General features: G+C 72.5%; 18 protein-coding genes. 3 read left to right on the top strand and 15 right to left on the bottom strand.

Annotated features, from left to right (window positions below; genetic code table 11):
• The first annotated feature begins 207 nt into the window (after positions 1 to 207).
• The gene (locus tag ACN267_RS06405; RefSeq protein WP_421488177.1) at positions 208 to 531 is read left to right on the top strand and encodes a hypothetical protein; all 324 of its coding nucleotides are present in this window, start codon (positions 208 to 210) and stop codon (positions 529 to 531) included.
• Positions 532 to 625: 94 nt separating this feature from the next.
• On the opposite strand, the gene ACN267_RS06400 is transcribed toward ACN267_RS06405, so the two are convergent.
• From ACN267_RS06400 to ACN267_RS06350, 11 genes are all read right to left on the bottom strand, one after another.
• The gene (locus ACN267_RS06400) at positions 626 to 1,471 is read right to left on the bottom strand and encodes a sulfotransferase family protein (protein ID WP_421488176.1); all 846 of its coding nucleotides are present in this window, start codon (positions 1,469 to 1,471) and stop codon (positions 626 to 628) included.
• On the bottom strand, positions 1,468 to 3,075 hold the full coding sequence (locus tag ACN267_RS06395) for an oligosaccharide flippase family protein (protein WP_421488175.1): 1,608 nt from the start codon (positions 3,073 to 3,075) through the stop codon (positions 1,468 to 1,470). Before ACN267_RS06395 ends, ACN267_RS06400 begins: the two co-directional genes overlap by 4 nt.
• 6 nt (positions 3,076 to 3,081) lie before the next feature.
• Positions 3,082 to 4,155, bottom strand: coding sequence for a Wzz/FepE/Etk N-terminal domain-containing protein (locus ACN267_RS06390; RefSeq protein WP_204960437.1), 1,074 nt, complete (start codon positions 4,153 to 4,155; stop codon positions 3,082 to 3,084).
• 11 nt (positions 4,156 to 4,166) lie between these two features.
• Positions 4,167 to 5,666 (bottom strand): O-antigen ligase family protein, encoded by a 1,500-nt coding sequence (locus ACN267_RS06385; RefSeq protein WP_421488174.1) that lies wholly within the window; start codon positions 5,664 to 5,666, stop codon positions 4,167 to 4,169.
• Between the two features lie 64 nt (positions 5,667 to 5,730).
• Complete coding sequence (locus ACN267_RS06380; protein WP_421488173.1) at positions 5,731 to 7,023, bottom strand: glycosyltransferase family 4 protein; 1,293 nt, start codon at positions 7,021 to 7,023, stop codon at positions 5,731 to 5,733.
• A 237-nt stretch (positions 7,024 to 7,260) separates the two neighbouring features.
• A complete protein-coding gene (locus tag ACN267_RS06375) occupies positions 7,261 to 10,479 on the bottom strand; it encodes a ThuA domain-containing protein (protein WP_421488172.1) in 3,219 nt (1,072 codons plus the stop codon).
• Between the two features lie 402 nt (positions 10,480 to 10,881).
• A complete protein-coding gene (locus tag ACN267_RS06370) occupies positions 10,882 to 11,994 on the bottom strand; it encodes a sugar phosphate isomerase/epimerase family protein (RefSeq protein ID WP_281896842.1) in 1,113 nt (370 codons plus the stop codon).
• Positions 11,995 to 12,444: 450 nt separating this feature from the next.
• Positions 12,445 to 13,026, bottom strand: coding sequence for a TlpA family protein disulfide reductase (locus tag ACN267_RS06365; protein WP_204960433.1), 582 nt, complete (start codon positions 13,024 to 13,026; stop codon positions 12,445 to 12,447).
• Positions 13,023 to 13,475 carry a hypothetical protein gene (locus tag ACN267_RS06360; protein WP_421488171.1) on the bottom strand — a complete coding sequence of 151 codons (453 nt, stop codon included), beginning with the start codon at positions 13,473 to 13,475 and terminating at the stop codon, positions 13,023 to 13,025. The genes ACN267_RS06365 and ACN267_RS06360 overlap by 4 nt, the downstream gene beginning before the upstream one ends.
• Positions 13,476 to 13,552: 77 nt before the next feature.
• Positions 13,553 to 15,556, bottom strand: a complete 2,004-nt coding sequence (locus tag ACN267_RS06355) for a M6 family metalloprotease domain-containing protein (protein ID WP_281896837.1) — start codon at positions 15,554 to 15,556, stop codon at positions 13,553 to 13,555.
• Between the two features lie 239 nt (positions 15,557 to 15,795).
• Complete coding sequence (locus ACN267_RS06350; protein WP_281896834.1) at positions 15,796 to 16,713, bottom strand: dihydrodipicolinate synthase family protein; 918 nt, start codon at positions 16,711 to 16,713, stop codon at positions 15,796 to 15,798.
• Positions 16,714 to 16,934: 221 nt separating this feature from the next.
• On the opposite strand from ACN267_RS06350, the gene ACN267_RS06345 reads away from it, so the two are divergent.
• Both ACN267_RS06345 and ACN267_RS06340 read left to right on the top strand, forming a co-directional pair.
• Positions 16,935 to 18,167: a PucR family transcriptional regulator gene (locus ACN267_RS06345; RefSeq protein ID WP_204960430.1), complete on the top strand. Its 1,233-nt coding sequence runs from the start codon at positions 16,935 to 16,937 to the stop codon at positions 18,165 to 18,167.
• Positions 18,168 to 18,542: 375 nt separating this feature from the next.
• A complete protein-coding gene (locus ACN267_RS06340; protein ID WP_204960429.1) occupies positions 18,543 to 20,978 on the top strand; it encodes a M14 family metallopeptidase in 2,436 nt (811 codons plus the stop codon).
• A 51-nt stretch (positions 20,979 to 21,029) separates the two neighbouring features.
• Here the strand turns inward: ACN267_RS06340 and ACN267_RS06335 are convergent, their stop codons facing one another.
• From ACN267_RS06335 to ACN267_RS06320, 4 genes are read right to left on the bottom strand one after another with little or no spacing between them, the layout of a single operon-like run.
• Complete coding sequence (locus ACN267_RS06335) at positions 21,030 to 21,701, bottom strand: TcmI family type II polyketide cyclase (protein ID WP_204960428.1); 672 nt, start codon at positions 21,699 to 21,701, stop codon at positions 21,030 to 21,032.
• A 16-nt stretch (positions 21,702 to 21,717) separates the two neighbouring features.
• Positions 21,718 to 23,007, bottom strand: a complete 1,290-nt coding sequence (locus ACN267_RS06330) for a cytochrome P450 family protein (RefSeq protein WP_204960427.1) — start codon at positions 23,005 to 23,007, stop codon at positions 21,718 to 21,720.
• Positions 23,004 to 23,324, bottom strand: a complete 321-nt coding sequence (locus tag ACN267_RS06325; RefSeq protein ID WP_204960426.1) for a putative quinol monooxygenase — start codon at positions 23,322 to 23,324, stop codon at positions 23,004 to 23,006. Before ACN267_RS06325 ends, ACN267_RS06330 begins: the two co-directional genes overlap by 4 nt.
• Positions 23,321 to 25,600 carry an FAD-dependent oxidoreductase gene (locus tag ACN267_RS06320; RefSeq protein ID WP_421488170.1) on the bottom strand — a complete coding sequence of 760 codons (2,280 nt, stop codon included), beginning with the start codon at positions 25,598 to 25,600 and terminating at the stop codon, positions 23,321 to 23,323. Before ACN267_RS06320 ends, ACN267_RS06325 begins: the two co-directional genes overlap by 4 nt.
• Positions 25,601 to 25,636 lie beyond the last annotated feature (36 nt).

The raw sequence follows: 25,636 nt of genomic DNA, 5'->3' as shown, positions 1-25,636 counted from the left end.
ACGCAAGTGCCCTTGCATACCGTGATGGCACCTCGAACTGCTGTTCCTCCCCTGCCTGACGGTTGCGGGAGTAAAAGAAGAAGGCCTCGACGGGATTGCGGCCCGCCGAGGCCAGCTGCATCGACCCTCTGCGAAAGGACCACGATGCCTGTCCAGCCTACCGTTCCCTCTGATCCGTCCGCCTCAGCCATCGATGAGGCAGCCCTGGTGGCTGCGCTGTCCCAGGGCGAACTGGCCGTCGCCATCCACACCGCCGGCCCACATGCCAGTGCTGCGGCCCTGTCCACCGATCAGATCAGAGCACTCGCTGTCACCGGGATCGCCCTGCTCGGCTTGGCAGAAGCCCGCCGGATCGGCGAAGAGTCCCGACTGGTCAACGTCGCCTACTGCACCAAGGCGCGCGATGACGCCTCAGCCGACGTACGCGCCGAGGTGGCCGCCCACCACCGGATCTGGGGCACCTGGCGACAGGAGCAGATGGCCATCGACCTTGCCCACCGGCTCTCCAGCCAGCGAACCGTCACCAGCTGACCAGGTAACCGGACGTCGAATCGATCCTGGTCCTGCCGAAGCGGGCCACCCCCGTCACGCCGCTGCGGACTGTTGACGGGCGTGGCCCGCGCGCTCACCAGGTGCGGGGCCAGCCGAGCAGGTCGGCGAGGCGGGCGTTGTGCGGGGCGAACCCGGCGGCCAGTTCGGCCCGTAGCGCCGGGGTGAGCTGCGACGGGCCGGTGTCCGCCCGGCGGGTGTGCCGGGCGAACTCCGCCGGGGTGTACGGGGCCAGCCCGAGGAACCGCAGCACGCCCGCATAGCTGGCCGCCGGGTCGGCGTACAGGTCCTCGCTGCGGATCACGTGCAGCCGCTCGGCGGGCAGGTGGGCGTACCAGCGGTCGAGCTGCTCGGCGTAGCGGCCCCGGGCGGCGTAGGAGAAATTCCGCAGCGCGTGGTGCGCCGCCGGGGTGTCCGGCCCGTCGGCCAGCGCCCCGGCCAGCCGCCCCGGTTCGGCGGCGAGCGCCTCGGCGAAGCCCAACGGCTCCAGCCCGTACGAGCGGGTGTGCAGGTAGTGCGAGTAGGCCCGCTCGACCGGGTCGCGCAGCAGCGCCACGAACCGGGCGTCGGGCAGCGTCGCCGCCACCCGGGCCGGGACGCTGGGGTGGAACAGGTAGTAGGGGCTGGCCTCGAAGCTGCGCCGGCCCGGGGCGGCCGGTGGGAAGTGCGCCCGGTACCAGCGGGTTCCCCGGCCGAAGTGCAGGCTGAAGAACTGGAGTTCCTTGCCGGTGGCGGCCCGCACGTCGGGATGTGCGGCGAGGTAGTGGTGCAGCGAGGTGGTGCCGCACCGCTGCCCACCGATGATCAGGAAGTCGGGCAGCGCGCCGACCCGACCGGGCAGCGCCGCCCGGGACCAGGCGCGGGTGCCGCGTACCAGCCGGCGCAGCCGGTCCACGGTGGCCCGGCGCGGCCCCGCGCTCACCGCGACACCACCCGGCCGGCGGTGTCCCGACCGCCCCCGCCCGCCCCGGAGGGGAGCGGACCGTCGTCGGACGGGCCGGCCGGCGGGGCGTCCCCGGCGGCGGCCGGTCCGCCACGGCGGCGGCGGGCCAGGGTACGCAGCACCATCAGATCCTCCCGACTGAGCCCCAGCGCCAGCACGGTTCCCAGGTAGACGGCGACGATCGCGGTCAGTCCGGCGGCCGGCCGCCACGGCCAGCCCGGCACCAGCCAGTGCACCAGCAGCCCGGCGGCCAGCGCGGCCACCCCGGCGGCGAGCCCCTTGGCCATCCCGACGGTGAACGGCAGCGCGCCGGTCAGGTGGCGGACCTGCACCACCCGGGCGATGTTGACCACGATCAGCGAGGCGCTCCACGCCGCCGCCGCGCCGACGATCCCGTACGCGGGGATGAGCCACAGGTTGAGCAGCACGTTGAGCACCAGGGCGACCAGGTTGTCGGCCATGTTGAGGGCCACCCGGCCGGACATGTTCAGCACCGTGCCGCACGGGCCGGTGGCCGCGTTGACGAGCTGGCCGAGGGCGAGGATCACGGTGACCGCCGCGCCGGTGGCGACCTCGCCGCCGAAGACCCGCAGCAGGTCGCCGGGGAGGACCAGCAGCGCCACGAACGCCGGCAGCGACAGCCGCACCACCCAGCCGGTGGCCACCGCGTAGACCCGGCGGACGTCGTCGAGGTCACCCCGGTGGTGCAGGTGCGCCAGGTACGGGCCGAACGCCGCGTTGACCGGGGCGAGCACGAAGATGGCCACGGTGACCAGCCGGGTGGCGACGTTGTAGACGCCGATGTCCGGGTTGGCGAAGAAACCCAGCAGCAGGGTGTCGACCCAGATCAGCCCGGTCGACGACAGCGACGACACCCAGCTGACCGTGGAGAAGCGGAACAGCTCCCCCGGCCGGTGCACCGGGCGGGCCGACGGCACCCGGCGGACCAGCCGGGCCAGGGCCAGCAGGGCGAGCAGGGCGGCCGACCAGCCGGCCACCACCAGCGCCCAGAACGCCCCGGTCAGCCCGGCCCCGGTGACCAGGGCGAGCGCGGTGAGCAGCAGCCGGGTGCCCGGCTCGTAGAGCTGGCCGATGAAGGTGTACGGCCGCTGCGTCCGCCAGCCCCGGGTCGCCGCGAGGGCCGCCTCGCAGACCGTCGAGGCGGGCAGGGTCAGCGCGACCAGCCGTAGCCCGGTGACCAGCCCCGGGTCGTGCAGCCGGTCGGCCAGCCAGGGTGCGCCGGCCGCCAGCGCCCCGGCCAGGACGACCGACGAGCCGGCCGAGACGGCCAGTCCCAACCGGACGGTGCCGCGCAGCGCCGGGGCGTCGTCGTCGGCCAGGTGCACCGCCACGAACCGGGTGAGGCCGGCCCGGAACCCGGACAGCGACAGCAGCCCGGCCAGCGACAGCACCGCGTAGCACTGGGCGTACCGGCCGACCTCCCGGAGGCCCAGCAGCCGGGCCAGCAGCAGCATGATCAGGAAGACCGCCGCCTGGCTGAGCAGGGCGCCGAGCAGGTTGAGCCCGCCGCCGCGGGCCATTCCCCGGACGTGCCTGTCGCCCTGCGCGGACGCGTGCGCCACCGCCACCTACCGGCGTCGGTGCTGCTCGGGCACGGTCGAGGTGACGACCGGCAGCACCACCGTGTCGTCGCCGCCGCGCCGCCCGCCGGTCAGCGCCGGGGCGGCCCGGCCGACCGCCGGCTGCTGACCGGCCCGGCGGCTGCGCGGCAGCCACTCCAGCACCGCCACCAGCAGCACGGCCAGCAGCAGGCCGGCACCGGACACCGGGAGCACCAGGGCGACGAGCGCCTTGACCCGGGAGACCGGCTGCACCTCGCCGACGCTCGTCACCTTCTCCGGGTCGGCGGCCTGGGACTGGGCGCGGGCCTGTTGCAGCCCCTGCCGGGCCGAGGCCAACGCGCTGGTGGCGCTGTCGCGTTGGGCGAGCAACGCCTGGTAGTCGGGCAGCTTCGGGCCGAGTTCGTCGAGCCGCTTCTGCCCGGCGCTGATCGAGTCCGCGGCGGCGTCGGCGCCCCGGCTGTTGCCGACCGCCTTCATCTGCAACTGCTGCTGCCGCAGGCTGGCGATCTCCTGCAGGGTCGACTGGTAGAGCTTGTCGGGCTGGCTGACCTTGTTGGCCTTCTCCCAGTCGTTGATCGCCCGGGTGGCGGTGGTCAGCTCGTCGGTGGCCGTCTTCACCTCGTCGGTGGCGATGCCGACCTGGCTGGCGAACAGGAAGGCCAGGGCCCGCTTGCCGGTCGCGGCGAGCACCGAGGCGACGGTGGACCGGTCGGTGGCGGTGTAGGTGACGGTGAGCTGACTACTCGCCCCGACCTGCTTGACTGCCAGGCCGTCGCGTAGCGCGTCGGCGGAGACCCCCGTGTCGGCGGCCACCTGGTCGACCACCTGTGGGGAGGTCACCGCCGCGGCGAAGGCCGCCGCGAACTGGTTGGCCGCCTGCGTGCCGGTGTACTGCTGGGCCGCGCTGCCGCCGACCAGGGCGGGCGCGGCGACGTACGAGGTGGCCGCGTACTGCTGCGGGCCGAGCAGGACGACCAGCGCGGCTGCCGCCCCGGCCACCAGCGGAATGCCCACCAGCAGCCAGAGTCGACGCCGCGCGACCCGCAGATAGTCGACGATCTCCACCCTGCTGCTCCCCACTGCTTGATCCTTCATCTGTTGTGCCACCCGGTCGTCACCGGTCGGGGCGTCGCCGCCCGGGACGGCTCGGCCGGTAGCCCCCGGGCGACCGCGCCGGCTGCCGCGGCGAACGCCGCGAAATACCACAGGGTGACCACGTTCGAGATCACGTTGGACGCCGCGCTGACCGCGACGAAGGCGACCGCGCAGCCCAGGAACCCGACCGCGATCCCCCGGCCGAGGCTCCCCGGTGGGGCGCGGCGCAGCGCGTTGAGCCCGGTGTGCAGGCACAGCGCCATCATCGCCAGGTACGCCAGCAGCCCGGCCAGCCCGGTCTCGACATAGGCGCGCAGGAAGTCGTTGTGCGGCTTCTTCGCCTCGTCGGCCTCGAACTTGGTCATGTTGGGGCCGATCCCGGTGACCGGGTTGCGGTTGGCCAGCGACACGATCTCCGACCAGTAGCCGACCCGCCAGGCGAGGGTGTTGCCGGTCGGGCCGCCGCCGACGGCGGTGTCGTCGGCGAGCTGACCGAAGCGGTGCGCCACGCTCGGCAGCAGCGCCACCCCGGCCACCGCGACCAGGCAGAGCGCCACCAGCATCCGCCGGCTGCGGTGCAACACCGCCACCACCAGCAGGCCCAACCCCGCCCCGAGGATCGCGCTGCGGGTGTTGGTGAGCAGCAGGAACAGCAGCGACGCGGCGAGCAGCACGCCGAGGCCGAGGCGCAACCGGCGGCTCAGGTAGCGGTGGATGCCGAACCCGAAGATCACCATGAACATCAGGTAGCGGCCGAACGTGGTGGACTGGCTGAACGGGCCGCTGATCCGGGTGAAGTCCCCCTTGATCTCGGCCGGGGGGTGGCCGAGCAGGGACAGCACGGCGGTGTAGCCGACCGCCAGCGCCAGCGAGACGTACGCGGCGAGCAGCACCCGGCGCACGGCCGGCAGGTCCGGCATCAACTGCTCCAGGACCACGAACATCACCACCACGGTGCCGATCCGCAGCGCCTCCAGGGCGCTGGGCACCGGCTGGGCGGCCCCGGCCGCACTGACCAGGCAGGTGGCCCCGACCAGCAGCATCGCCACGCCGAGCGGCGAGCCGCGCAGCCGGCCCCGCTGGCGGAGCTGGGCGGCGAGCCAGAGACCGGCGGCGAGCAGGAACAGCACCGCGAGGATCGTCGACGGGTCCATCGCCCGGGTCGCCCCGGCACCGTCGGCCCGGCCGGCGGTCGGGCCGCTGAGCTTGAACAGGTCGACGCAGGAGCGGACCGCCAGCATCAGCAGCACGTACGCCGCGAACCGGGTGAGCGCGAGCACCCCGACGGCCAGTCCGGCGAGGACCACCAGGGGCAGCACCGCGCCGACCCGGCCACCACCGGAGGCGGTCAGGCCGACGCCGAGCGCCACCACGGCGCACAGCAGGGCCGCGCCGACGGTCAACAGGCGGGCGGTCGGATCACCGGCGGCCCACCGTCGTCGCCCGCCCCCGGGCAGGGCGAGGTCACCCTCCGTGCCGTGTCGCTGTCCGTCCACCGCTCGCCGACCACTCGTTTCCAGGGAACTGTTGCCGGTCGCCGCCGACGGCCGGGAGAACGGCCTAATCTAACGGTCGCCGAGGTCGGGGGACATGGGCCGTTACGCCGACCGTGGGCGACCCAACGTCCGGTTCCCCGGGGCGGGGGGCGCGCAGGGCCAGCGAGAAGTAGAGTTTTTCCAGCTCCCGGGCGGCGGCGTCCCAGCTGTACTCGGCGAGCACCCGGTCGCGCAGCAGGGCCGCGCCGGCCCGTTCGGCAGGTAGGTCGACGGTCACCGTGCCCAGCGCCCGCAGCAGGTCGTCGACGTCACCGTCGCGGAACAGCCGCTGCCCCGGCCCGTCGCGGTCGAGCACCTCGCGGTGCGGTTCGATGTCGCTGGCCACCACCGGCAGCCCGTACGAGGCGGCCTCCAGCAGGGTCAGCGGCAGCCCCTCCAGGCGGGACGGCTGCACGAACGCCGCCGCGTGCGAGTACAGCTCGGCGAGCACGTCGCCGTAGACGAAGTCGGTGAACACGATGCGCGGGTCGTCACCGGCGGCCGCGCGGAGCCGGGCGACGTAGCCGTCGGTGAACGCGGAGCCGCCGACGATGGCCAGCCGCAGGTCGGTGGGGAGTCGTCGGAAGGCCCGCACCAGCAGGTCGGCGGCCTTCTCGGGGACGAGCCGGCCGACCAGCAGCAGGTAGCCGCCGGGGCGCAGGCCGAAGCGGGACAGTTCGCCCGGCGGCCGGTGGGTGGGGGCGGCCACCCCGTTGGGGATGTAGCGGGCGGGCCGGCCGAACCGGGTGGTGTAGTGCTCCGCGAGGCCCCGGGACACGGTCACCCGGGCGTCGGGCAGGTGCCCGCTGAGCCGGTACGCGGTGCCGAGCACGGCCCGCGCCGCCCGGCCCCACTTGTCGCGCTGGTTGTCCAGCCCGTGCACGGTGAGCACCACCCGGGCGCGGGAGGCGTAGCGGGCCAGCGGCGCGGTCAGCACCGGGCCGAGACCGTGGTAGTGCACGATGTCGGGGCGTTCGGTCAGCGCCGCCAGGGTGGAGGTGGCCGAGTGCACGATGGCGTCGAGGTGCTTGCTGGGCACGGTGCGGGCCCGCCGCAGCCGGATGCCCCGGTGCCGAATCGCCTCCACCGCGCCGTAGCTGTCCCGGCAGTAGACGGTCACCTCGTGGCCGAGTCCGGCCAGCCGGCTGGCCACCTCCTCGACGTGCCGTTCGATCCCCCCGTAGGTGGCCGGCACGCCCTTCTGGCCGATCATCGCCACGCGCAGGGGACGCCAGGCCGGCGGGCGGGTCAGGCTCGGCCCCGAGCGGTCGGGGCGTAGTTGCTCTCCCCGGTCGGCGGCGTCGTTACGGAACGGCACTGTCCCCCCTCGTTTTCGCTGACCACCGGGGCGGTGGCGCGACCCCCGGCGCACGGGACGCTAGATCATCGTTGATCGGTCGGCCACTGGCCGGTCAGTCAGACCTGGCCGGACATCGACGGCGTCGGCCGGGCCGGACACCGACGGTGTCGACCGGTCGACCGACGGTGGCCACCCGGTGCCGATACGACGCCGGGAGGACGGAGTCTCCGTCCTCCCGGCGACCGGAGGGTGACGTCAGGAGGTCGGGCCGCCGAACTCCACCCAGTTGAGGTTGAACAAACTGGTCGTGGGTCCGCCGGAGACGGGCTTGAAGACCAGGTAGAGCGCGTGCGTGCCGGCCGCCTGGCTGACCGGGAAGGTCTGGCTGGCCCAGGCGCTGGTGCCGGCGGTCGCGTTGAGCGTCGCGCTGGTCACCAGCTCACCGGTCGGCGAGTCGAGCCGCAGCTCGACGATGCCGCGCGGGGTTCCGACGGTGGCCGTGGAGCCACCGGCGTACCGGAAGGTGATCTTGTCGATCCCGCCCAGGTTGATCGGGTCGAGCGCGATGTGGTCACCGTTGTCGATGCCGGCCACGTGCTGGCCGCCACCGGCGTCGGTCGTGTTGGCCAGGGTGACGCCCTGCTGGACCTGGGCGAACTCGGCCTGCTGCCGGAAGGTCTGCAGGACGATCTGGTCCAGCGCAGACAGCGCCGGCTGGCCGTTGGCACCCTTGTCGGTGTAGGTGGCGCTGATCGCGCCGTACAGGTAGCCACCGGCGTGGTCGGCCCCGTCGGCCGGGGTCTCGAACGAGCCCGAGCAGCCGTTGGCGTCGCTCATGCCGTGACCGTGGGTGTCGTGGCCGAGCACGAACGAGACCGTGACCCGGCTGCAGTCGATCGGGCCGTCCTCGGGGTCGGTCACGGTGACCGTCCACGGCACGGTGTCACCCCAGTTGAAGAAGGTGCCGGACAGCGGCGAGGTGACCTTCACGGTGGGCGCGGTGTTGCCCACGGTGATCTCGCGGGTGAGCACCGCCGTCTTGCCGCTGGTGTCGGTGACCGTCAGCTTGGCGGTGAAGACCCCGTTGGTGGTGTAGGTGTGCGACGCGTCCCGGTCGGTCGAGTCGGTGGTGCCGTTGCCGTCGAAGTCCCAGGCGTAGGTGATGGTCTCGCCCGGGTCCGCGTCGTAGGAGCCCTCGGCGGAGAACTGCACGGTCAGCGGCGCCTGGCCGGAGGTCGGGCTGGCCTTCAGCTCGGCCACCGGTGCCCGGGTGCCCTTGGCGTAGCGGATCACCGACAGCGCGGCGTCCGGGTTGGCCCGGAAGAAGCCGTCGCCGTACTCCAGCAGGTAGAGGTTGCCGTCCGGGCCGAACTCCATGTCCATCGGGTTGTCGAAGACGAAGCCCGGCAGGAACTGCTCCACCCCGACCAGCTTGCCGCTGCCGTTGGTGCGCATCATGAAGATCTTGTCCCGGGTGAACTCCCCGAAGACGACCGCGTCGTTGTAGTACTCCGGGAACTTGGTGTCCGAGGCCAGCGCGGCGTCGTACTTGTAGACCGGGCCGCCCATCGGGCCGACGCCACCGGTGCCGAGCACCGGCCACTGGAACTCACAGGTGCCGGGCGGGGTGCTCAGGTACGCCTCGGCGCAGGTGGTGGTGGCCCGGAAGGTGTAGTTGAGCTGCGGGTCCTGCACCGGCGGGAGAACCTGCCGGCCGGTGTTGCGCGGCGAGTCGTTCACCGGTGCGGCGCAGTTGAACGCCCCCTTCGACTGCTTGGTGACGAAGTCGTAGTCGATGTACGGCAGGGTCGGCGAGTAGCAGTACGGCCAGCCGTAGTTGCCGGCCTTGTTGGTGGAGATCCACCGGCCGGTGCCCTCCGGCCCCCGGGCCGCGTTCGGCACCTGCGAGTCCGGCGAGTAGTCACCGATGTAGACGAAGCCCCGGGAGTCCACGTCGAAGCGGAACGGGTTGCGCAGACCCATCAGGAAGATCTCCGGGCGGGTCTTGTTATCCCGGTCCTCGGCCTCGGGGAACAGGTTGCCGGCCGGGATGCTGTACGACCCGTCGGCCTTCACCTTGATCCGCAGCACCTTGCCCCGCAGGTCGTTGGTGTTGCCGGCGGAACGCTGGGCGTCGTAGCCCGGCCCCTGGGTCGGCGACTCGTTGATCGGGGTGAACCCGTCCGAGCCACCGGCGTTGGTGTCGTCCCCGGTGACCAGGTAGAGCAGGCCCTTGCCGTCGAACTTGATCTCACCGGCGACGTGGCAGCAGACGCCCCGGTCGGTGTCGACCTTCATGATCTTCTGCTCGCTCGCCAGGTCCAGGTGCGGCGTCGGCTCCTCGACCCACTTGAACCGGGAGAGCTGGTTGTGCCCCTTGTAGGCGTCCCAGGCGCTCGGGTCGGTGCTGGTCACCGGCGCGTCGGTGATCGGGGTGTCGAGCTTGGGCGCGTAGTAGACGTACACCCACTTGTCGGTGGCGAAGTCCGGGCCGACGGTGACCGACTGGAGGCCGTCCTCGTCGTGCTGGTACACCGGGATGGTGGTGATGACCGGGCTGGCACCGGTCTTCGGGTCGTAGAGCCGGATCTCGCCGGCCCGGGTGTTGTGCAGCACCCGACCGTCGGGCAGCACCGACAGGGTCATCGGCTCGCCCGGCTCGTCGTTGAGGATGACCTTCTCATAGTTGGCCTTGACGGTGGCACCGCAGTCGCCCTCGACCATGCCGGCCGACCACTGGATCGCGCCGAGCAGGTGCTTGCGGAACGCGCCGTTGGCGTACGTGTCGGCGGAGTCGCCGAGTCCGGTGTAGAACGACCGGCCGCCCTGGAAGTCCTTGCACCAGGAGATCGGGTGGTCGTAGCCCATGGTGCCGCCGGTGAAGCTCTTCTCGTCCACGGTGGCCAGCACGTGCGCGGTGCCCCGGACGTTGGTGGTGAAGTTGTACCACTGGTCGTCGAGGGTGAGCTGCCGAGCGAGCGGCTTGCTCGCCGGGTGCGCCCGGTCGGCCACGTCGATGCTGGCCGCCCCGCTCGACGCCGTGCCGGCGGCGGTGGTGCCGACGATGTCGCGGTAGAACGTCCACGACGGCTCGGCCTCGACCGCGGCGTGCACGCCGAGGTAGCCGCCGCCGTTGCGGATGTAGCGCTCGAAGGCCGCCTCCTGGCCGCCGTTGAGCACGTCACCTGTGGTGTTGAGGAAGACGACCGCGCCGTAGCTGGCCAGGTTGTCGTCGGAGAAGGCGGTCGAGTTCTGGGTGACGTCGACGGTGAAGCCGTTGCCCTTGCCCAGGGTGCGGATCGCGTTGACGCCCTTGTCGATCGACGGGTGACGCTCACCGTCGGTCTTGGTGAACACCAGGACGCTTGTCGGGTCCTGGGCCGGCTGGGCCAACGCCGGGGCGGTCGCGGCGAGCGGGACGACGATCCCGACCCCTGCGAGCGCGGCGAGCCATCGGTGTACCGATCTTGCCATCTGGTTCCTCCGGTGGGGGACGATGTGCTGCCTGTACCGGGCGGGTGCCGGGACCACCCGGGTGGTGCGGTGCTGCGTCTCGCTCTCCGGTGGGGACGGGACGACGCCGTCCCGACCCCGTGCGGTTCGCCGACCGGAGAGCTGCGTACGGCCAGGGCCCGTGCCGGGGGCGCGCGGCAGCGCGGCCCGGGGTCACGGGTCGGAAGAGATCACGTGGTGGGGGGCCCGCCGGGGCGGTACGCCCGGTGGCGTCCGGGGCCGCCTGGCGGCCCGGACTCCTCGGGGCGGGCCCGGGTGGCGGCGGTCGCGTCGGGGGACGCGACCGCCACCACCGGTGCCGCCGGCGGTGGTGCGACCGCCGGTCGGTGCCCGGGTGCGGCCGGCTACCGGCCGCCGGTCGGGTCAGCTCTGGTGGTAGATGGTCAGGTCGGCCATGTTGGCGTAGCTGAGCCGGGCGAAGTCCAGCGACTGGCCCGGGTTGGCGGCGCCGCCGGGGGCGGTGTCCATCTCCCAGTTGGCGTGGTGGAAGTCGGACTCGCCGATGGTCTCGAAGAACTGCTGGAAGTTGATGTCGCCCTCACCGAGCGGGATCATCTCGTAGCCGTTGGCCAGCGCGGAGTTGCGGTTGCCGTCCTTGGCGTGGAAGAGCGGGAACCGCTTGGTGCGCCGGGCCACGTTCAGGATCGGGTCGAACAGCGAGGTCTTCTGCTGGCCGGCCGAGTTGGTGTATTTGGTGTGCTTGAACCGGGCCACGTACGCCCAGTAGATGTCGCACTCGAAGTAGACGTACTTCGGGTCGGTCTTGGCGAAGAAGTACTCCAGGCGACGCACGCCGGAGGAGCGGGTCGGCTTGCCGTTGGCGTCCAGCGGGCCGCTGTCGAGCAGGAACGAGTAGGCCACGTCGTGGTTGTGGGTGTAGAGGCGCATCTTGCGCTCCTTGGCCTGCCGGCCGAGCTCGTTCCACAGGTCGGCCGCGGCGTCCCAGTCGGACTGGTAGGCGCTGTTGGTCGGGTCGCTGCCGGTGCCGATGTTCTTCATGCCGAGTTCCTCGGCGATGTCCAGCTGCTGCTGGAACGTGGCCGCGTTGATCGACGTGTGGGTGCCGTTGGCGACCAGCCCGTTGTCGTCCAGGATCTTGCGGATCTCGGTCGGGGTGATCTGCCGGCCCAGGATCGAGGTGTGCTGGTTGTAGCCGGCGAACTCGATCTCCTTGTAGCCCATCTCGGCCAGGCTGGCCAGCACCCGCTCGAAGCCGTAGGGCACGCCGCTGTCGTCGGGGGCGGCGGAGATCCGGTCCCGGACGCTGTAGAGGATGATGCCCCGGTTCTGCGCCGGGATGAGCGGGTCGACCTGCCACTTGCCGTCCGCGCGGGCCGGGCCCTTGGTCTGGAGCACCGGCAGGCCGGCCGCGCCGAGCACGGCGGCGGCGCCGGCCGACGCGGCCAGCAGCCGACGGCGGGTGACCTGGGTGCGGTACTGGGGGTCGTTGGCCATACGGCGCTGATCCTCGTTCACAAATTCCACCTTTCGAGGGTGGCCCTGACGGGCCACTGAGACGTGCGAGTCCTGCTGGGAGGGTCGAAGGACCTGCGCCGCCGAATACGCGTGGCCCGGTGGATGACTGCTCGGTCAAGGGGGGATGTCAACCGTGTTACGTCTGTGAACCGGACACTAACGGTGGCTGACGGCTAAAGATAGACCTCCAACGGAGAAACTTTTGTTCGTGCGAACAAAAGTTCCTGTCGGTCGGAGCCGATGCCCGAACGGTCGCCCGGACCCGGCTCTCCGGTCGATCCCCCCAGCCCTCACCAGCACGAACACCGACGACGCCCCGGACGCCGGCAGGCGGACACGACGCGGGGCGCGCCGTCGACCCGCGATCGAATCGACAGCACGCCCGACACGCGCCCACCGGCCGTCCCGTACCGGGCACGGCACCGGTCGGCACACCCGTCCGTCGCCGCGCTACCCGGAACCGGCCAGCACCAGTTCCCCGAGCCGCTGCTCCAGCGCCGCCGCGTCCAGCCCGCCCGGCCAGCCGCGCAGCACCGCGCCACCCTTGGCGACCAGCACGACGGCCGGTGGCTCCCGTACCGCGTACGACCGCCAGATGGTCTGCTGTTCGTCCACCACGACGGGATACTCCACCCGGTGCGTCCGCAGGTAGTCCTGCAACTCGTCGGCCTGGTCGACGCCGGCCACGCCGACGAAGACCACCCGGTCCCGGTACCGCCGGGCCAGCTCGCTCAGCGCGTCCTGCCGGTCGGCGCAGGTGGTGCACCAGGAGCTGAAGAAGGTGAACACCACCGGGCGGTCGGCCCAGAGCCGGGCGGCGGTGAGCGGGGTGCCGTCGGTCAGCCCACCGGTGAACGCCGGGGCGGCCGGCGCGTCGCCGGGCGGCGGGCGCAGCGCCAGGTCCGCGGGGACCGGTCCGGGCAGCGTCGCGGCGCCCCCGGCGAGCGCCGCCGGGGCGGGCCCGTCAACCGGGCGGGTGGTGCAGCCGGCCAGCGCCAGCACCGCCAGCAGCGACGCGAGCAGCCGCCTCATGCCGGCACCACCGCGACCAGCGCCGGACCATCACTGGTGTCCGGGGTCAGGTCGAGCGCGGGCCGGCCGGCCACCTCCAGCCGGTAGCCGGCCCGCTGCGGCACCCGCACCGGCACCGCGAACTCGCAGTACGTCGGCACCCGTTCCACCTCGAGGTCCTCGTCGAACGCGGCGACCGCCGTGCCCGCCGGCAGCGTCCCGGTCACCAGGGGCGCCCCGTCGGGGTCGAGCACCCGGAACGGCGCCCGGTGGTGGAAGTAGAGGTACGGTCCGGTGCCGGCGCAGTCCACGCCCTCGGCCCGGATGTTGATGTCGCGCACCAGCACCCGGACGGTGGTCGGGGTGACCGCCTCCGGGCCGGTGTCGGGACCACCGCAGCCGGCGGCCCCGGCCAGCAGCAGGATCGCCAGCGCGCCGACGCCGTGGCGGGCGCTCGTGGTCAGCCGCACGTGGTCTCCTCCCCACCCGTGCCGTGGGTCCGTGGCGGCCTGCGCCACCACGGACCCACGGCGTCGGTCGATTCCGGTCAGGACTTCTCCACCCGGCACTGCTTGGTCACCGTCTTCGACGGGTCGCTCTCCGAGGTCGCGGTGAGCTTGACGAAGCCGGTGTCCGCCGCGGCGGCGGTGGCCCCCACCGACACCCGGACGGTGGTGGACTTGCCGAACTGGGCGGTGGCCAGGGCGTTGGGCAGCCAGGTCCGCCAGCCCTTGCCGGCCACCTCCGCCGAGAGCCGGTAGACGTCCGACTTCAGGTACGCGGTGGCGTCCTCCGGGTGCTGCTGGCCGCCAGCGGAGTAGGTGCCGCTGTTGGTCAGCTCGAACGAGCAGGTCACGCCCCGGTTGGTGGGCTTACCGGTGCTGGTCACCTCACCCTTGCCCAGGGACACGCCGTGGGTGCTCGGGCCACCGGTGCCGTCCAGCGACCGCACCGCCACCGTGTACGACAGCGAGCCGGCCGCGTCCCGCTTGAGGTCGATGACGTAGAAGTGCAGCCGGTTGGCCTCGTCGACGTACTCGTACTGGCTGCCGGTGTCCGCCCCGGCGTGGAACAGCGCGTCGGAGAGCTGCCGGTAGTCACCCATGGTGATCTTCTGCGGGGTGCCGTCCGGCCGGTAGAAGTCGATCATGTCGATGTCCTGCGGGTTGGCGTCCACCACCCACTGGAACGGCGCGCTGTCGGCGTTCTTGGTCTTGCTCAGCAGCACGCCCCGGTCCGGGGTGAACGAGTCCGCCCCCATCCGGTCGACGACCTCGACGGTGTAGTTGTTGAAGCTCCCGCCGTCGCACAGCGGGTTCGTGGCCACCGTGCAGGCCGGCGAGAGGTCCTTGTTCAGGGCGATGTTCACGCCGGTCAGCCCCTTCGGGCCGGCGTCGACCGCGCGGGCGGTCACCTGGGCGGTGACCATTCCGGACGAGGCCAGCGCCTCCCGGGACAGCCGCAGCACGTGCTCCTCACCGAGCAGGCCGATCTTGAGCTTGTCCCGCACGGTGTGCAGCGAGCCCATCGAGCCGCCGTTGGTCGGCGGGATCTGCCAGCGGGTGTGCGGGCCACCGGGTCCGTTGAACGACCCGCGCGACATCATGCTCCAGATGCCGGTGTACGCCCGGCGTAACGGCTCGCCGTACGGGTTGTTGTAGTTGTCGCCGATGCCGAGCAGGTGGGTCAGCTCGTGGGCGTAGACCCCCATGCCGGAGCTCTCCCCCTGGGTGGAGGAGCCGGAACCGGCGTTGGGCCACAGGGTCGCCGCCGCCTTCCACGAGGTCCACTCGACGTAGCGGGTCTTGGCCCAGTTCGGCAGGTTGGGGTCCGGCGGGCCCCAGGAGTCCGGCACGTCCTCCTTGTTCTGGAAGATCATCTGCCCGAACTCCTGCCAGGTGGACGACTCGTCCTGCCCGGCGCTGAGGATGAAGACCAGCTCGTACTGGTTGGCGACCTCGTCACCGACCGCCGCCCGCCAGGCGCCCAGCCCGTCGGTGCGGATGTTCTTGTTGCAGGCGTCCCCGCTCGGGCAGGCGCCCGGGTTGAAGCTGTTGTCCAGCCCGTACTGGTACGACTTCGCCGGCATCTGGTACGGCCCGAACCCGGCCAGGTCCACGCCGTAGCGCCCGTTGGAGTCCTGCATCCAGTACTCGTGCAGGGTGTGCCCCTTGTTCAGGGTGTTCGGGGTGTTGAGGAAGTCCTGGTAGAACTTCGGCACGTCGGCGCGGGGGATGTTGGCCGCGACCGACTGGGGGTTGCCGAAGACCGTCGAGCGGGCCCGCTGGGAGACCGCGAACGTCTGGTCCGGATAGTCGAGCGCGACCAGAGCGATCTTGAAGTTGCGGATGGAGCCCCGCACGCTCGGGTCGGCCCAGTTCTTGCCGGGCACGGCCTGATAGTCGTCCCAGGTCATGGTGTCGGGGTTCTGCCAGGCCTGCGGGTCGAGGACCTGGAACGGGGCGGTGCCGCCGGCCGGGTTGGCCGGGGCCGCGGCGGCCTGCGCCGCGCCGGTCACCACGAGCGTGCCGGTCAGGACCGCGGCCAACACGGAACGCCTCAGTCGGGGTTTGTTGCGGGTAGCACGGTGCACAGGTTCACCTCTCGTCGGGAGGGACACGGCGTCCGGTCCGGTGTCGGCGGGGGGTGGCTGCCGGGACACCTGTCACTGGGCCGCGCAGCGAATCTAGGAGGACGGGCCGGGGCCGGTCACCGTGCAGATGTCGGCAGGTGGCCCGGCGGCTTCCGACACCTGAAGGACCCGCGACGGGTCACGTCCGGCCGCCGGGTTCAGCGGTGCCGACCGTCGGTGACCGGATCGACGGCGACCGACAGGGCCCGGACCAGGTCCCGGCGCAGCCGGGCGGCGGCCGGCGGCGGCAGTGGGCCGCGCGGCGGCCGGCACCCGCCACCGAACCGCCCGGCGCAGTCCATCGCCAGTTTGATCGCCTGCACCGCCTCCGGCCGGGAGCCCCAGCCGAAGGCCGGGTGCAGCTCGGCGTAGAGCGGCAACGCGCGGGCCAGGTCACCGGCGGCGCACAGGTCGTACAGCCGCAGGGCCGGCCCGGGAAGCGCGTTGGACAGGCCGGACACCCAGCCCCGGGCCCCGCACAGCACCAGTTCCAGCAGCACGTCGTCCGCGCCGGCCAACACGTCCACGTGCGGGCAGAGGTCCCTGATCCGGTGCACCCGGCGCACGTCGCCGGAGAACTCCTCGACCGCGACGATCCCGTCGGTCTCAGCCACCCGGGCCAGCAGCTCCGGCGTCAGGTCCACCCGGGTGTCGTACGGGTCGTTGTGCGCCACCACCGGCAGACCGACGGCGGTGACCTCCCGGTAGTGGGCGACCACGTCGGCGTCGCCCGCGGGATAGCCGTCCGGGGGTGGGGCGAGCACCCCGTGCGCCCCGGCGGCGGCGGCCTGCTCCGCCCAGCGGCGGGACTGCCGGCTGCCGTACCCGCCGACCCCGGGCAGCACCGCGCAGCCGGGCGGCGCGGCCTGCACCGTCGCCCGCACCACGTCGGCCCGCTCGTCGTCGGACAGGGCCCGGTACTCCCCCACCGACGCGCACGGGGTCACCCCGTGGCAGCCCGTCCCGGCCAACCAGCGCACGTGTTCCTGGAGGCGGTCGAAGTCGACGCCGAGGTCGTCGCGGAACGGCGTCGTGATGGCGACCAGCACCCCCCGCCAGGGCCTACCAGCTGTCACTCGGGCGTTCCCTCCTGCGCGCCGGCGGCCCGCTGCCCACCGCACCGGAACCTTACGATCGTCGATCATCACGGTGCTTCGGACAATTGCCGGAACAGTCGCCGTGGGGGCCGTCCTTTTGTCGGTAGATCCCCGGTGGACCTTGCGCACAGGCCCACCGGCCGCACAGGGTAGGGCACCGGCTGTCGCACCCCTGCCGCGCAGCCAACCAGGGGAGATCCATGCACGGTGAGCTTCAACGCATAGTCGACGCCGTCGCCGCGCGGGTGGGTCGTCCCGCCCTCATCGAGGACCGGCGGCAGCGGGTGGTCGTCTACAGCGAACACGACGGTCCGATGGACGAGGTACGCCGGATGTCGATCCTGCGCCGGCAGACCACCCCTGAGGTGATCGCCTGGTTCCGTCGGATGGGCGTGCTCACCGCCCGTGAGCCGGTGCGTACCCCGGCCGACGTCGACCTCGACCTGCTCCCCCGGGTCTGTGTGCCGATCTGGCACGACGACCTGCTGCTCGGCTTCGTCTGGTTCATCGACGACGACGGGTCGATGACCGACGCCGACATCGCCACCGCGACCGGTGCCTTCACCGACCTGTCGCTGGCCCTCTACCGGGAGAACCTGCTCGGCGAGCTGGCCTCGCAGCGGGAGTCCGAGGCCACCCGGACGCTGCTGGTCCAGAGCCCGCAGGCCCGCGCGCACGCCGTCCGGGCGCTGCTGGAGGAGGGCACCGTCGCCGGTGACGGCCCCACCACGGCGGTGGTGGCCCAGCTCGCCCCCGCCGACGGGCGGCACCCCGACGAGGTGGCCCGGATCGCGCTGGAGCAGGCGCTGGTGGCGACCCGCCGCTGGCTCGGCGTCCGGGAGTCGCTGCACATGGTCTGGCCCGACCACGGGGTGCTGCTGATCTGCGGCGGCCGGATCGCCGGCCGGCCCAGCCCGGAGGCCGTCGCCGGGCACCTCGACGAGGCGCTACGGCAGGCGACCCGGGGGTTGTCCTCGGTGGAGCGCACGGTGACCGGGATCGGTCAGGCCCGCCCGGGGCTGGTCGACGCGGTGCAGTCCTACCGGGAGGCGGTGCAGGCGGCCCGGGTGGGGGTGCAGCTGCCGGCGCTGGGTCCGGTGATCTCCTGGGCCGGCCTGGGCATCTACCGGGTGTTGTCCCAGCTCGACGCCCGGCACCTCGACGTCGCCGGGGTGCATCCCGGGCTGGAGCGGCTGCTGCGCGACGACGCCCACCAGGTGCTGTTGGAGACCCTGGAGGCGTACCTCGACCTGGCCGGCAACGCCCACGCCACCGCCGAGAAGCTGCGGCTGCACCGGACCACCCTCTACTACCGGCTGCAACGGGTCGAGCAGCTCGCCGGCACCGACCTCAAGGACGGCAACGAGCGGCTGTGCCTGCACCTGGCGATGAAGCTGGGCCGGCTCACCGGCCACTACCGGTCGGCGTCCTGAGGCGGCGCGGGGGCATCGCGTCGACCGTCGGGAGAGGACACCCGTTGTGACAGTCCGTGTCCGTCGGGACAGATCATTGACAGATCCGAGCGGGTACGGCCAGGATGGGCGCACCGATCGGCAACGCCCCCACGACCGACCGTAACCAGGTACGCCCCACGCCCGTCACGCAGACCGGATCGGCGCCGGTCCGTCGCCCCGCGCGTCCGGGAGACACCACGTGTCCCCCGACGTCGCCGGGTCGACGTCGCGACTCGGCCGCCCGCCGTCGCCCGACTGTCGGCGTCCGACCTCCCCCGTTCCCGACCCCGCCCGACGGCGGGCGCTGCCGCGCGCCGTCGGCCCGGCTCGTACCCCCAGGAAAGGTGGCCCGAGATGTCCCGTTCCGCGCTCCCCCACCGTTGGCGGCGGTTACCCGCCGCGACGGCCGCCGGCGTGGCGTTGCTGCTGCTCGCCGGCCCGGCCACGGCCGGCACCGCAGCCCCGCCCGACCGGGAGGCCGACGCCCCGGTCGTGCTCGAACGCTCCGCCGACGAGCAGGCCGACGTGGTGGAGGTGACCGTCGCCGGCACCGCCCAGCTCGACGCGCTGGTCGCCACCGGTGTCGACCTCGACCACCACGTCACCCCGACCGAGGCGGGCATCGTGGTGCACGCCGTGGTCACCCCGACCGAGGTCGCCGCGCTGAAGCGGATGGGCTACCGGGTCGGTGCCGTGCTGCACGCCGCCGCCGACTCCGCGCAGCGGATCAGCGAGCGCGAGGCGACGATCGCCGCGCACCGGGCCGACAACCGGGCGTACACGGCGACCCTGCAGCGCAGCGCCGCCGCCTCCGACGTGAAGATCATCCGGGCCGACTACTACACCTCCGGCACCAACCAGGTGCTCTCGGTGGAGGCGAAGTGGGCCCAGGGGCAGACCTCCACCAGCACGTTGACCGTGGCCCGCGACAGCGGCCCCGGCACCGAGATCGGCTCCGGCGGGACCCAGACCATCTCCCGGTTCGTCGACGCCGGGGTCTACCTCTACCACCGGGGCGCCGCCGCCGTCACCGCCCGGCCGCAGCGCATCCAGATCACCAGCCCCACCGGCGACGTGGCGGTCGCCGAGGTCGCCGAGTGGCTGCCGATCCCGGCCGACAGCCCGGAGGGCCCCGGCTACCAGAAGGACTTCGTCACCAGCTACCTCACCCCGACCGAGCTGTACGACCGGATCAAGCAGCTGGCCGACGCCTACCCGCAGCTCGCCGAGGTGGTGAAGCTGCCGTACCAGACCAACGGGTACCGGCGTAAGGCGCAGGTGGTGCTCGGTGGGACCACCGCCACCCGGGTCGCCGTCGACTCGCTCGCCTGGGGACACGAGGGCGGCAACGACATCACCGTCGAGCTGGCCGACCCGGGCGCGGCCGACCGGCCGCTCACGGTCACGGTGACCGGCAAGGCGATCCGGGTCAGCCTGGCCACCGACGCCGCCGGGGCGGTGACCAGCACCGCCGCCCAGGTCGCCGCGGCGCTGACCGCCGAGGCGGGCGCGCTGGTCACCGCGTACACCTATCGGGGGGACGCGGGTGCCGGGGTGGTCGCGCCGGTCGCGCCGACGCCGCTGTCGGACAACCTCAAGGCGCCGGCCGGGGTCTCCCGCGACCCGCACCCGGTGTACGCCATCCGGATCGGCAAGTACCGCGACGGCTCCCGCACCGGTGTGCTGGCCTACGCGCAGGAACACGCCCGGGAGTGGGTTCCGCCGCTGGTGGCCGTCGAGACCGCCGAGCGGCTGCTGCGCAACCACGCCACCGACGAGAACACCAAGCAGCTGCTGCGCACCCTGGACATCTGGATCGTGCCGTCGATCAACCCGGACGGCGGGCACTACTCGTTCTACGACTACGCCTCGCAGCGGCGCAACATGACCAACCACTGCGCGCCGGGCGGTGCCACCGACGCGCTGGCCCGCAACTCGTGGGGGGTGGACAACAACCGCAACTACACCGAGTACAGCCTCTTCGACGGCTACTCGGGGGCGTCGGCGAGCTGCACCGGCGACACCTACGCCGGGCCGAGCGAGCTGTCCGAGCCGGAGAACCGCAACGTCGACTGGCTGGCCCAGCGGCCCAACATGAAGTTCTCGATGAACCTGCACTCCTCCGGCAACTACTTCATGTGGTCGCCGGGCGCGTACGCCACCCCGGGCCGGATCTCCGCGCCCCGGCCGACGCTGGCCGAGGAGTCGTTCTTCTGGGGCGCGTCGTCGCGCATCCTCACCGCGATCAAGCGGCACCGCAACATGGCGGTCACCCCGGCCCGCACCGGCCCGATCTCCGACGTGCTGTACTCGGCGGCGGGTAACTCCGGCGACATGCTCTGGTACAAGTACGGCATCTACGCCTGGAACTTCGAGGTCGGCACCAGCTTCCAGCCCACCTGGGACGAGGCGCACCAGGAGACCATGGAGTTCAGCAACGGCCTGGTCGAGCTGCTGCGGGTGGCCCGGGACTACGACAAGGACAAGAAGCGGCCGACCAGCACCCTGTCGGTCACGCCGAGCGCCACCGAGGGCTCGGTCAGCGTCCGGTTCGACGTCAGCGAGCCGGCGGCGGTGTTCTACACCCTCGACGGCAGCAAGCCGACGTTCGCATCCACCCTGTACGCCTCGGCGGGTATCCGGGAGGGGGCCGAGACGTTGACCGTCCCGGTCGGCACCAAGATCCACTGGTTCTCGGTGGACGCCGCCGGCAACATCGAACGCAACTACCGGCCGGACGACGACAGCCTGACCTTCAACCGGGGCTGGGCGACCCTGCCCACCGGCTGACGGGCACACCGGCGGGGGCCCGCGCCACCGGGCCCCCGCCGGTCGACCGGCTCAGTCCTCGGCCCGCCACCGGTAGAACTCCGTCGCCACCGCGTCCAGCGGGCTGCCCCAGGTGTCCGGGTCGAACGGGCTGATGTACGGGCTGAGATCGTCCATGATCTTGGCGAACGCCGGCTGGTCGTGGCCCTGCCGCACGGCCCCGTCGAACGCCTCCCCGGTGCGCTCCAGCACGTGCAGGTAGACGTCGTCGATGGAGTACAGCCACCGACCGGTGACCCCCATCAGGGTGGGCAGCTCACCGGCGTCGGACTCGGCGAAGATCTGCGCCACGGTGGGTTCCGCGCCGGGCTTGATCCGGGCCACGATCACCGTCCGGCTCGGCTCACCCCCGGCGGCCGGCGGCTCGTCCGGCGTCCAGGAGTAGAACTCCTTCGCCACCGAGTCCGACGGGTTCCTCCAGTCCCTCGGGTAGGGCGTCACGTACGGGGCGATCTGCTCGGCGATCTGCTGGAAGGCGGGCAGGCCCCGGGTCTGCCCGGTCACCTTCGGGTCCGCGTTCCGCTCGATCAGGTGGAGGTAGAGGCCGTGGAAGGACAGCAGGGTCCGCCCGACCACGCCCAGGTCCTGCGGGCGGGTGGTCCGGTCGTAGTACCCGAACACGTCGGCGACGGTCTGCTCGCTGCCCGGCACCATGCGACAGACGATCAGGTTGCGGAAGGTCATCGGAACTCCTCGGGGATCAGACGGTACGGGTCGGCTCGGTGGGGCGGGGACGACTGGCCGGCGGAGGTGACACCGGCGGGGCGGACGCGGCGAACCGGACCGGCAGCTCCAACAGACCCCGGAACGGCGACGCCGCCGGCAACCGGCGCAACTCTGCCGGCGGCACGGCCAGGCGCAACCCGGGCAGCCGGCGCAGCAGCGCCGCCAGGCCGAGCTGGGCCTCCATCCGGGCCAGCGAGACACCGAGGCAGTAGTGCACGCCGTGGCCGAAACCCAGGTGCGGCCCCCGGACCCGGCGCAGGTCCAGCCGGTCCGGGTCGACGAAGTGCGCCGGATCGTGGTTGGCCGCGTTGAGCACGACACCGACGATCGACCCGGCCGGGATGCGCACCCCGCCGTACTCGACATCCTCGGTGGCGACCCGGGGACTGGCCACCGGTAGCGGGCCGTCGAAACGCAGCAACTCCTCGATCGCCGAGGGCAGCAGCTCCGGGGTGTTCCGCAGCAGGTCGAGCTGGTCGGGATGGGTCAGCAGGGCCACCGTCGCGTTGCCCAGGAAGTCGGCGGTGGTCTGGTGCCCGGCGAACAACAGCAGGAAGGTGGTGGTGACCAGCTCCGCCTCGGACAGCCTGCCGTCCTGGTCGCAGGCGTCGATCAACGCGCTGATCATGTCGTCGGCCGGGGTGGTCCGCTTGGCGGCCACCAGCTCCGCCAGGTAGTGGTGCAGCCGCACCTGTGCCTCGCCGACCGCCGCCCGCTCCTGCTCCGGCGGTCGCCGCGACGACCCGGAGGTACGGATCACCTGCGTCCAGTCCAGCACCCGCTCCTGGTCGGTCCGGGGCACCCCGAGCAGTTCGCAGATCACCACCATCGGCAGCGGGATCGCGAAGTCGTGCATCAGCTCGGCCCGCCCCTGGGCGACGAACCCGTCGATCAGGTCGTCGACGATCTGCCGTACCCGGGGGCGCAGCGCCTCGATCCGGCGGGGCGCGAACGCCTGCGACACCAACCGGCGCAGCCGGGTGTGCTCCGGCGGGTCCGAGTTGAGCATGTTGCGGTTCAGCGCCTCGGAGTTCGGCCCGAAGAGTTGCAGGTAGTGCTGCCCGGGGCCGTAGAGGTCCTTGGACAGCCGGGGGTCGGTCAACGCCGTGCGCGCGTCGTCGAACCGGGTCAGCAGGTACGAGTCGAACCGGGGTGAGCTGACCGGGCAGACCGGCGCGTCCGCGCGCAGCCGGGCGAAGGACGGGTACGGGTCGACGGCGAACTGCTCGGTGTAGAGCTGTGCGGCGGGCACCGGCTCGGTCATCTGGTCTCCTCGGGCGCGCTGGGCATGCTGTGCAGCACCTGGTAGGTGTGTCGTTCGGCGGATTCCCGCAGGTCGCGGACCACCCGCAGCAGCCGGTCGCGGTGCTCGCTGCGGCCGAAGGCGTCGAGCCGTTCCCGGTCCGCCCAGTCGCTGATGACCAGGTAGCTGCGCGGGTCGTCGGCGTCCCGGACGAGGTCCTGGCGCAGGCACCCGTCGAGTTGCCGGATCTGCTCCGCCGCCGAGAGCCACTCCGCCTCGAACCGCTCCGCGCAGCCCTCCCGGGTACGCATGGCGAGCACCGTGCGTACGGGCCTCATCGCGTACCACCGAAGACCAGGTGCAGGTTCTTGCGCAGGGCGTCGGCGTCGAACGGCTGGCTGCGGAAGCCGACGTGCCCGTCCGGGCGGATCAGGTACAGGGCGGTACCGGTCACCCCGTACCGGGTACGGAACTCGTCCCCGGCGTCGCGCACCACCGGCGGCGCGAGCAGTCCCGGATCGTCGGCGTCCGGGCTGAGCAGCAGGTAGGCGTCGACCTCGCCCCGGCTCAGGGCGCGCACGTCGGCGCAGAGCCCCGGCACGGCGGCCACCGCCGCCGGATCGGCCGAGGCGTCGGCGTAGAGCAGCAGGGTGTGCCGGGTGCCGGCGGTCAGGTCGCGCAGGCGCAACGGGTGCCCCACCCCCTGCCGCCGCAACCCGCCCAGGTCGGGTGCGCGGTCGCCGGGGCGCGGGCCGGCGCGCAGCCCGTCCGGATCGGTGACGCACTCGCCGACCAGTGGACTGTCGGCATAGCTGAGGAGCAGCGACATCTCCTGGAGGAACTGCCGCTCCAGGTCGGCGCGGTCCAGTTCGTCGGTGAACGCCATCCGTACCGCGCGGCCGACGATCTCCTCGCCCTCCGGGCGGCGTTCGGCCTCGTAGCTGTCGAGCAGGCCGGGGGCGGCGACCCCGCGTACCGCCAGCGCCACCTTCCAGGCCAGGTTCCAGGCGTCCTGGATGCCGGTGTTCATCCCCTGTCCGCCGGCCGGGGGGTGCAGGTGGGCCGCGTCCCCGGCGACGAAGACCCGGCCGTGGCCGTACCTGTCGACGATGCCGTGACTGATCCGGAACACCGACGACCAGCGCAGGTTCGCCGCCCGGGTACCGTGCGGGGCCAACCGGTCCAGCGCCGCCTGCACGTCGTCGAGGGTCGGCTCGGCCAACTCCTCGCTGAACCCGGGCGGGGCGTCCCGGCCGCCGGTCTGGGCGAAGAACCGGGGCGGCGCGAGGGTCGCGATCCGGTACCGGCCCGCTCCGCGCAGCGGTACGCAGACCAGCATGCCGTCCATCCGGCCGTCGGTCTCGTGCAGGAACCGCAGCAGGTGCCCCGGCGGCATGTCCCAGTTCACGTCGACGTCGGCGAGCATGAACAGCTGCGGGAACCGGCCCAACCCGCCGGAGAACGTCAACCCGAGCAGGTGACGGACCCGGCTGTGCGCGCCGTCGGCACCGATCAGGTACTTCGCCCGGACGGTGCGGATGCTGCCGTCGGCGAGGGTGAGGCTGGCCAGCACGCCGTCCGAGCCCTGGGTGAACCCGGTCAGCTCCGCGCCGCGTTGCGGCCGGACGCCGAGGGTGGCCAGCCGTTCGGTGAGGATGCGCTCGGTCTCGTACTGGGGCAGGCCCAGGTGCGCGTACGGCAGGCCGGGCAGTTCCCAGCTCATCCGGTGGGTCTGGGTGCCGTTGACGAACACCACGTTGCCGGTGAGCCAGATCCCGGCGTCCATCGCCTCCCGCACGATGCCCTGCTCCGCCCAGATCTCCATGGTGCGGCAGTGCACCCCGATCGCCTTGTCGGCCTGGCCGGGCGGGGCCACCGACTTCTCCACCACCCGGCAGTCGATGCCGCGCCGGGCCAGCTCGACGGCGGCGGTCAGCCCGGTCGGCCCCGCCCCGACGATGAGTACGTCAGTTGTCGTGTGCACGTCGGTCTCCCTACCGGTGCTGGCTGCCCGGTCGTCGCCGGGACGGGTCGCGAGGTGGAACAGTCGGCGGCGGAAGTCGAGCAGGAACGACGCGATCGGCCCGGCCTCCTCCCGCGCGTGGGCCGGGTTGGCGACCCAGCGGTGGAACTCCGCCTCGGTACGCCACTCGGCGAAGATGTGGTGGACGCCCGAGTCGGGCTCGCGCAGCAGGTCCTCACGCAGGTAGCCGGGGACGGCGGCCATCCGGGCGGTCACCTCGGCGTGGCCCCGGTGGAACTCGGCGAGCCGGTCGGCGGGCACAGTGACCTCGACGTCCACCAGGATCGTCGGGTGCCCGTCCGGCTCGTCGCGCATCATCAGGTGGTCGTCGGCGGTGGCCGGTTCACACCCGTCGCGCAGCGCGTCGGCGAGCCGGGCGGCCACCGGGCCGTTCTCGTAGTCGTGTAGGGCGTCGTCGTCGACCCACTCGGTGGCGAGCACGAACGTGTGCGGGTCGTTGGCGTCGAGGAACAGCTCCCGGCGCAGGTTGCCGGGCAGCGTGCCGATCTGCGCCGCGGCCGTCCGCCATGCCGACCGGACGCGCTGTTCGGCGCCGGGGCGCGCGCGGACCCGGAGCATTGTCCTGATCATGGGGTCTCCCTTGACGGCCTGCCCGAGACGAGGGTC

This window comes from Micromonospora sp. WMMD734 (assembly GCF_049178975.1).
Classification (GTDB): domain Bacteria; phylum Actinomycetota; class Actinomycetes; order Mycobacteriales; family Micromonosporaceae; genus Micromonospora; species Micromonospora wenchangensis.
The sequence above is the reverse complement of the archived record's forward strand: the minus strand, read 5'-3'. Positions and strand labels throughout refer to the sequence as shown.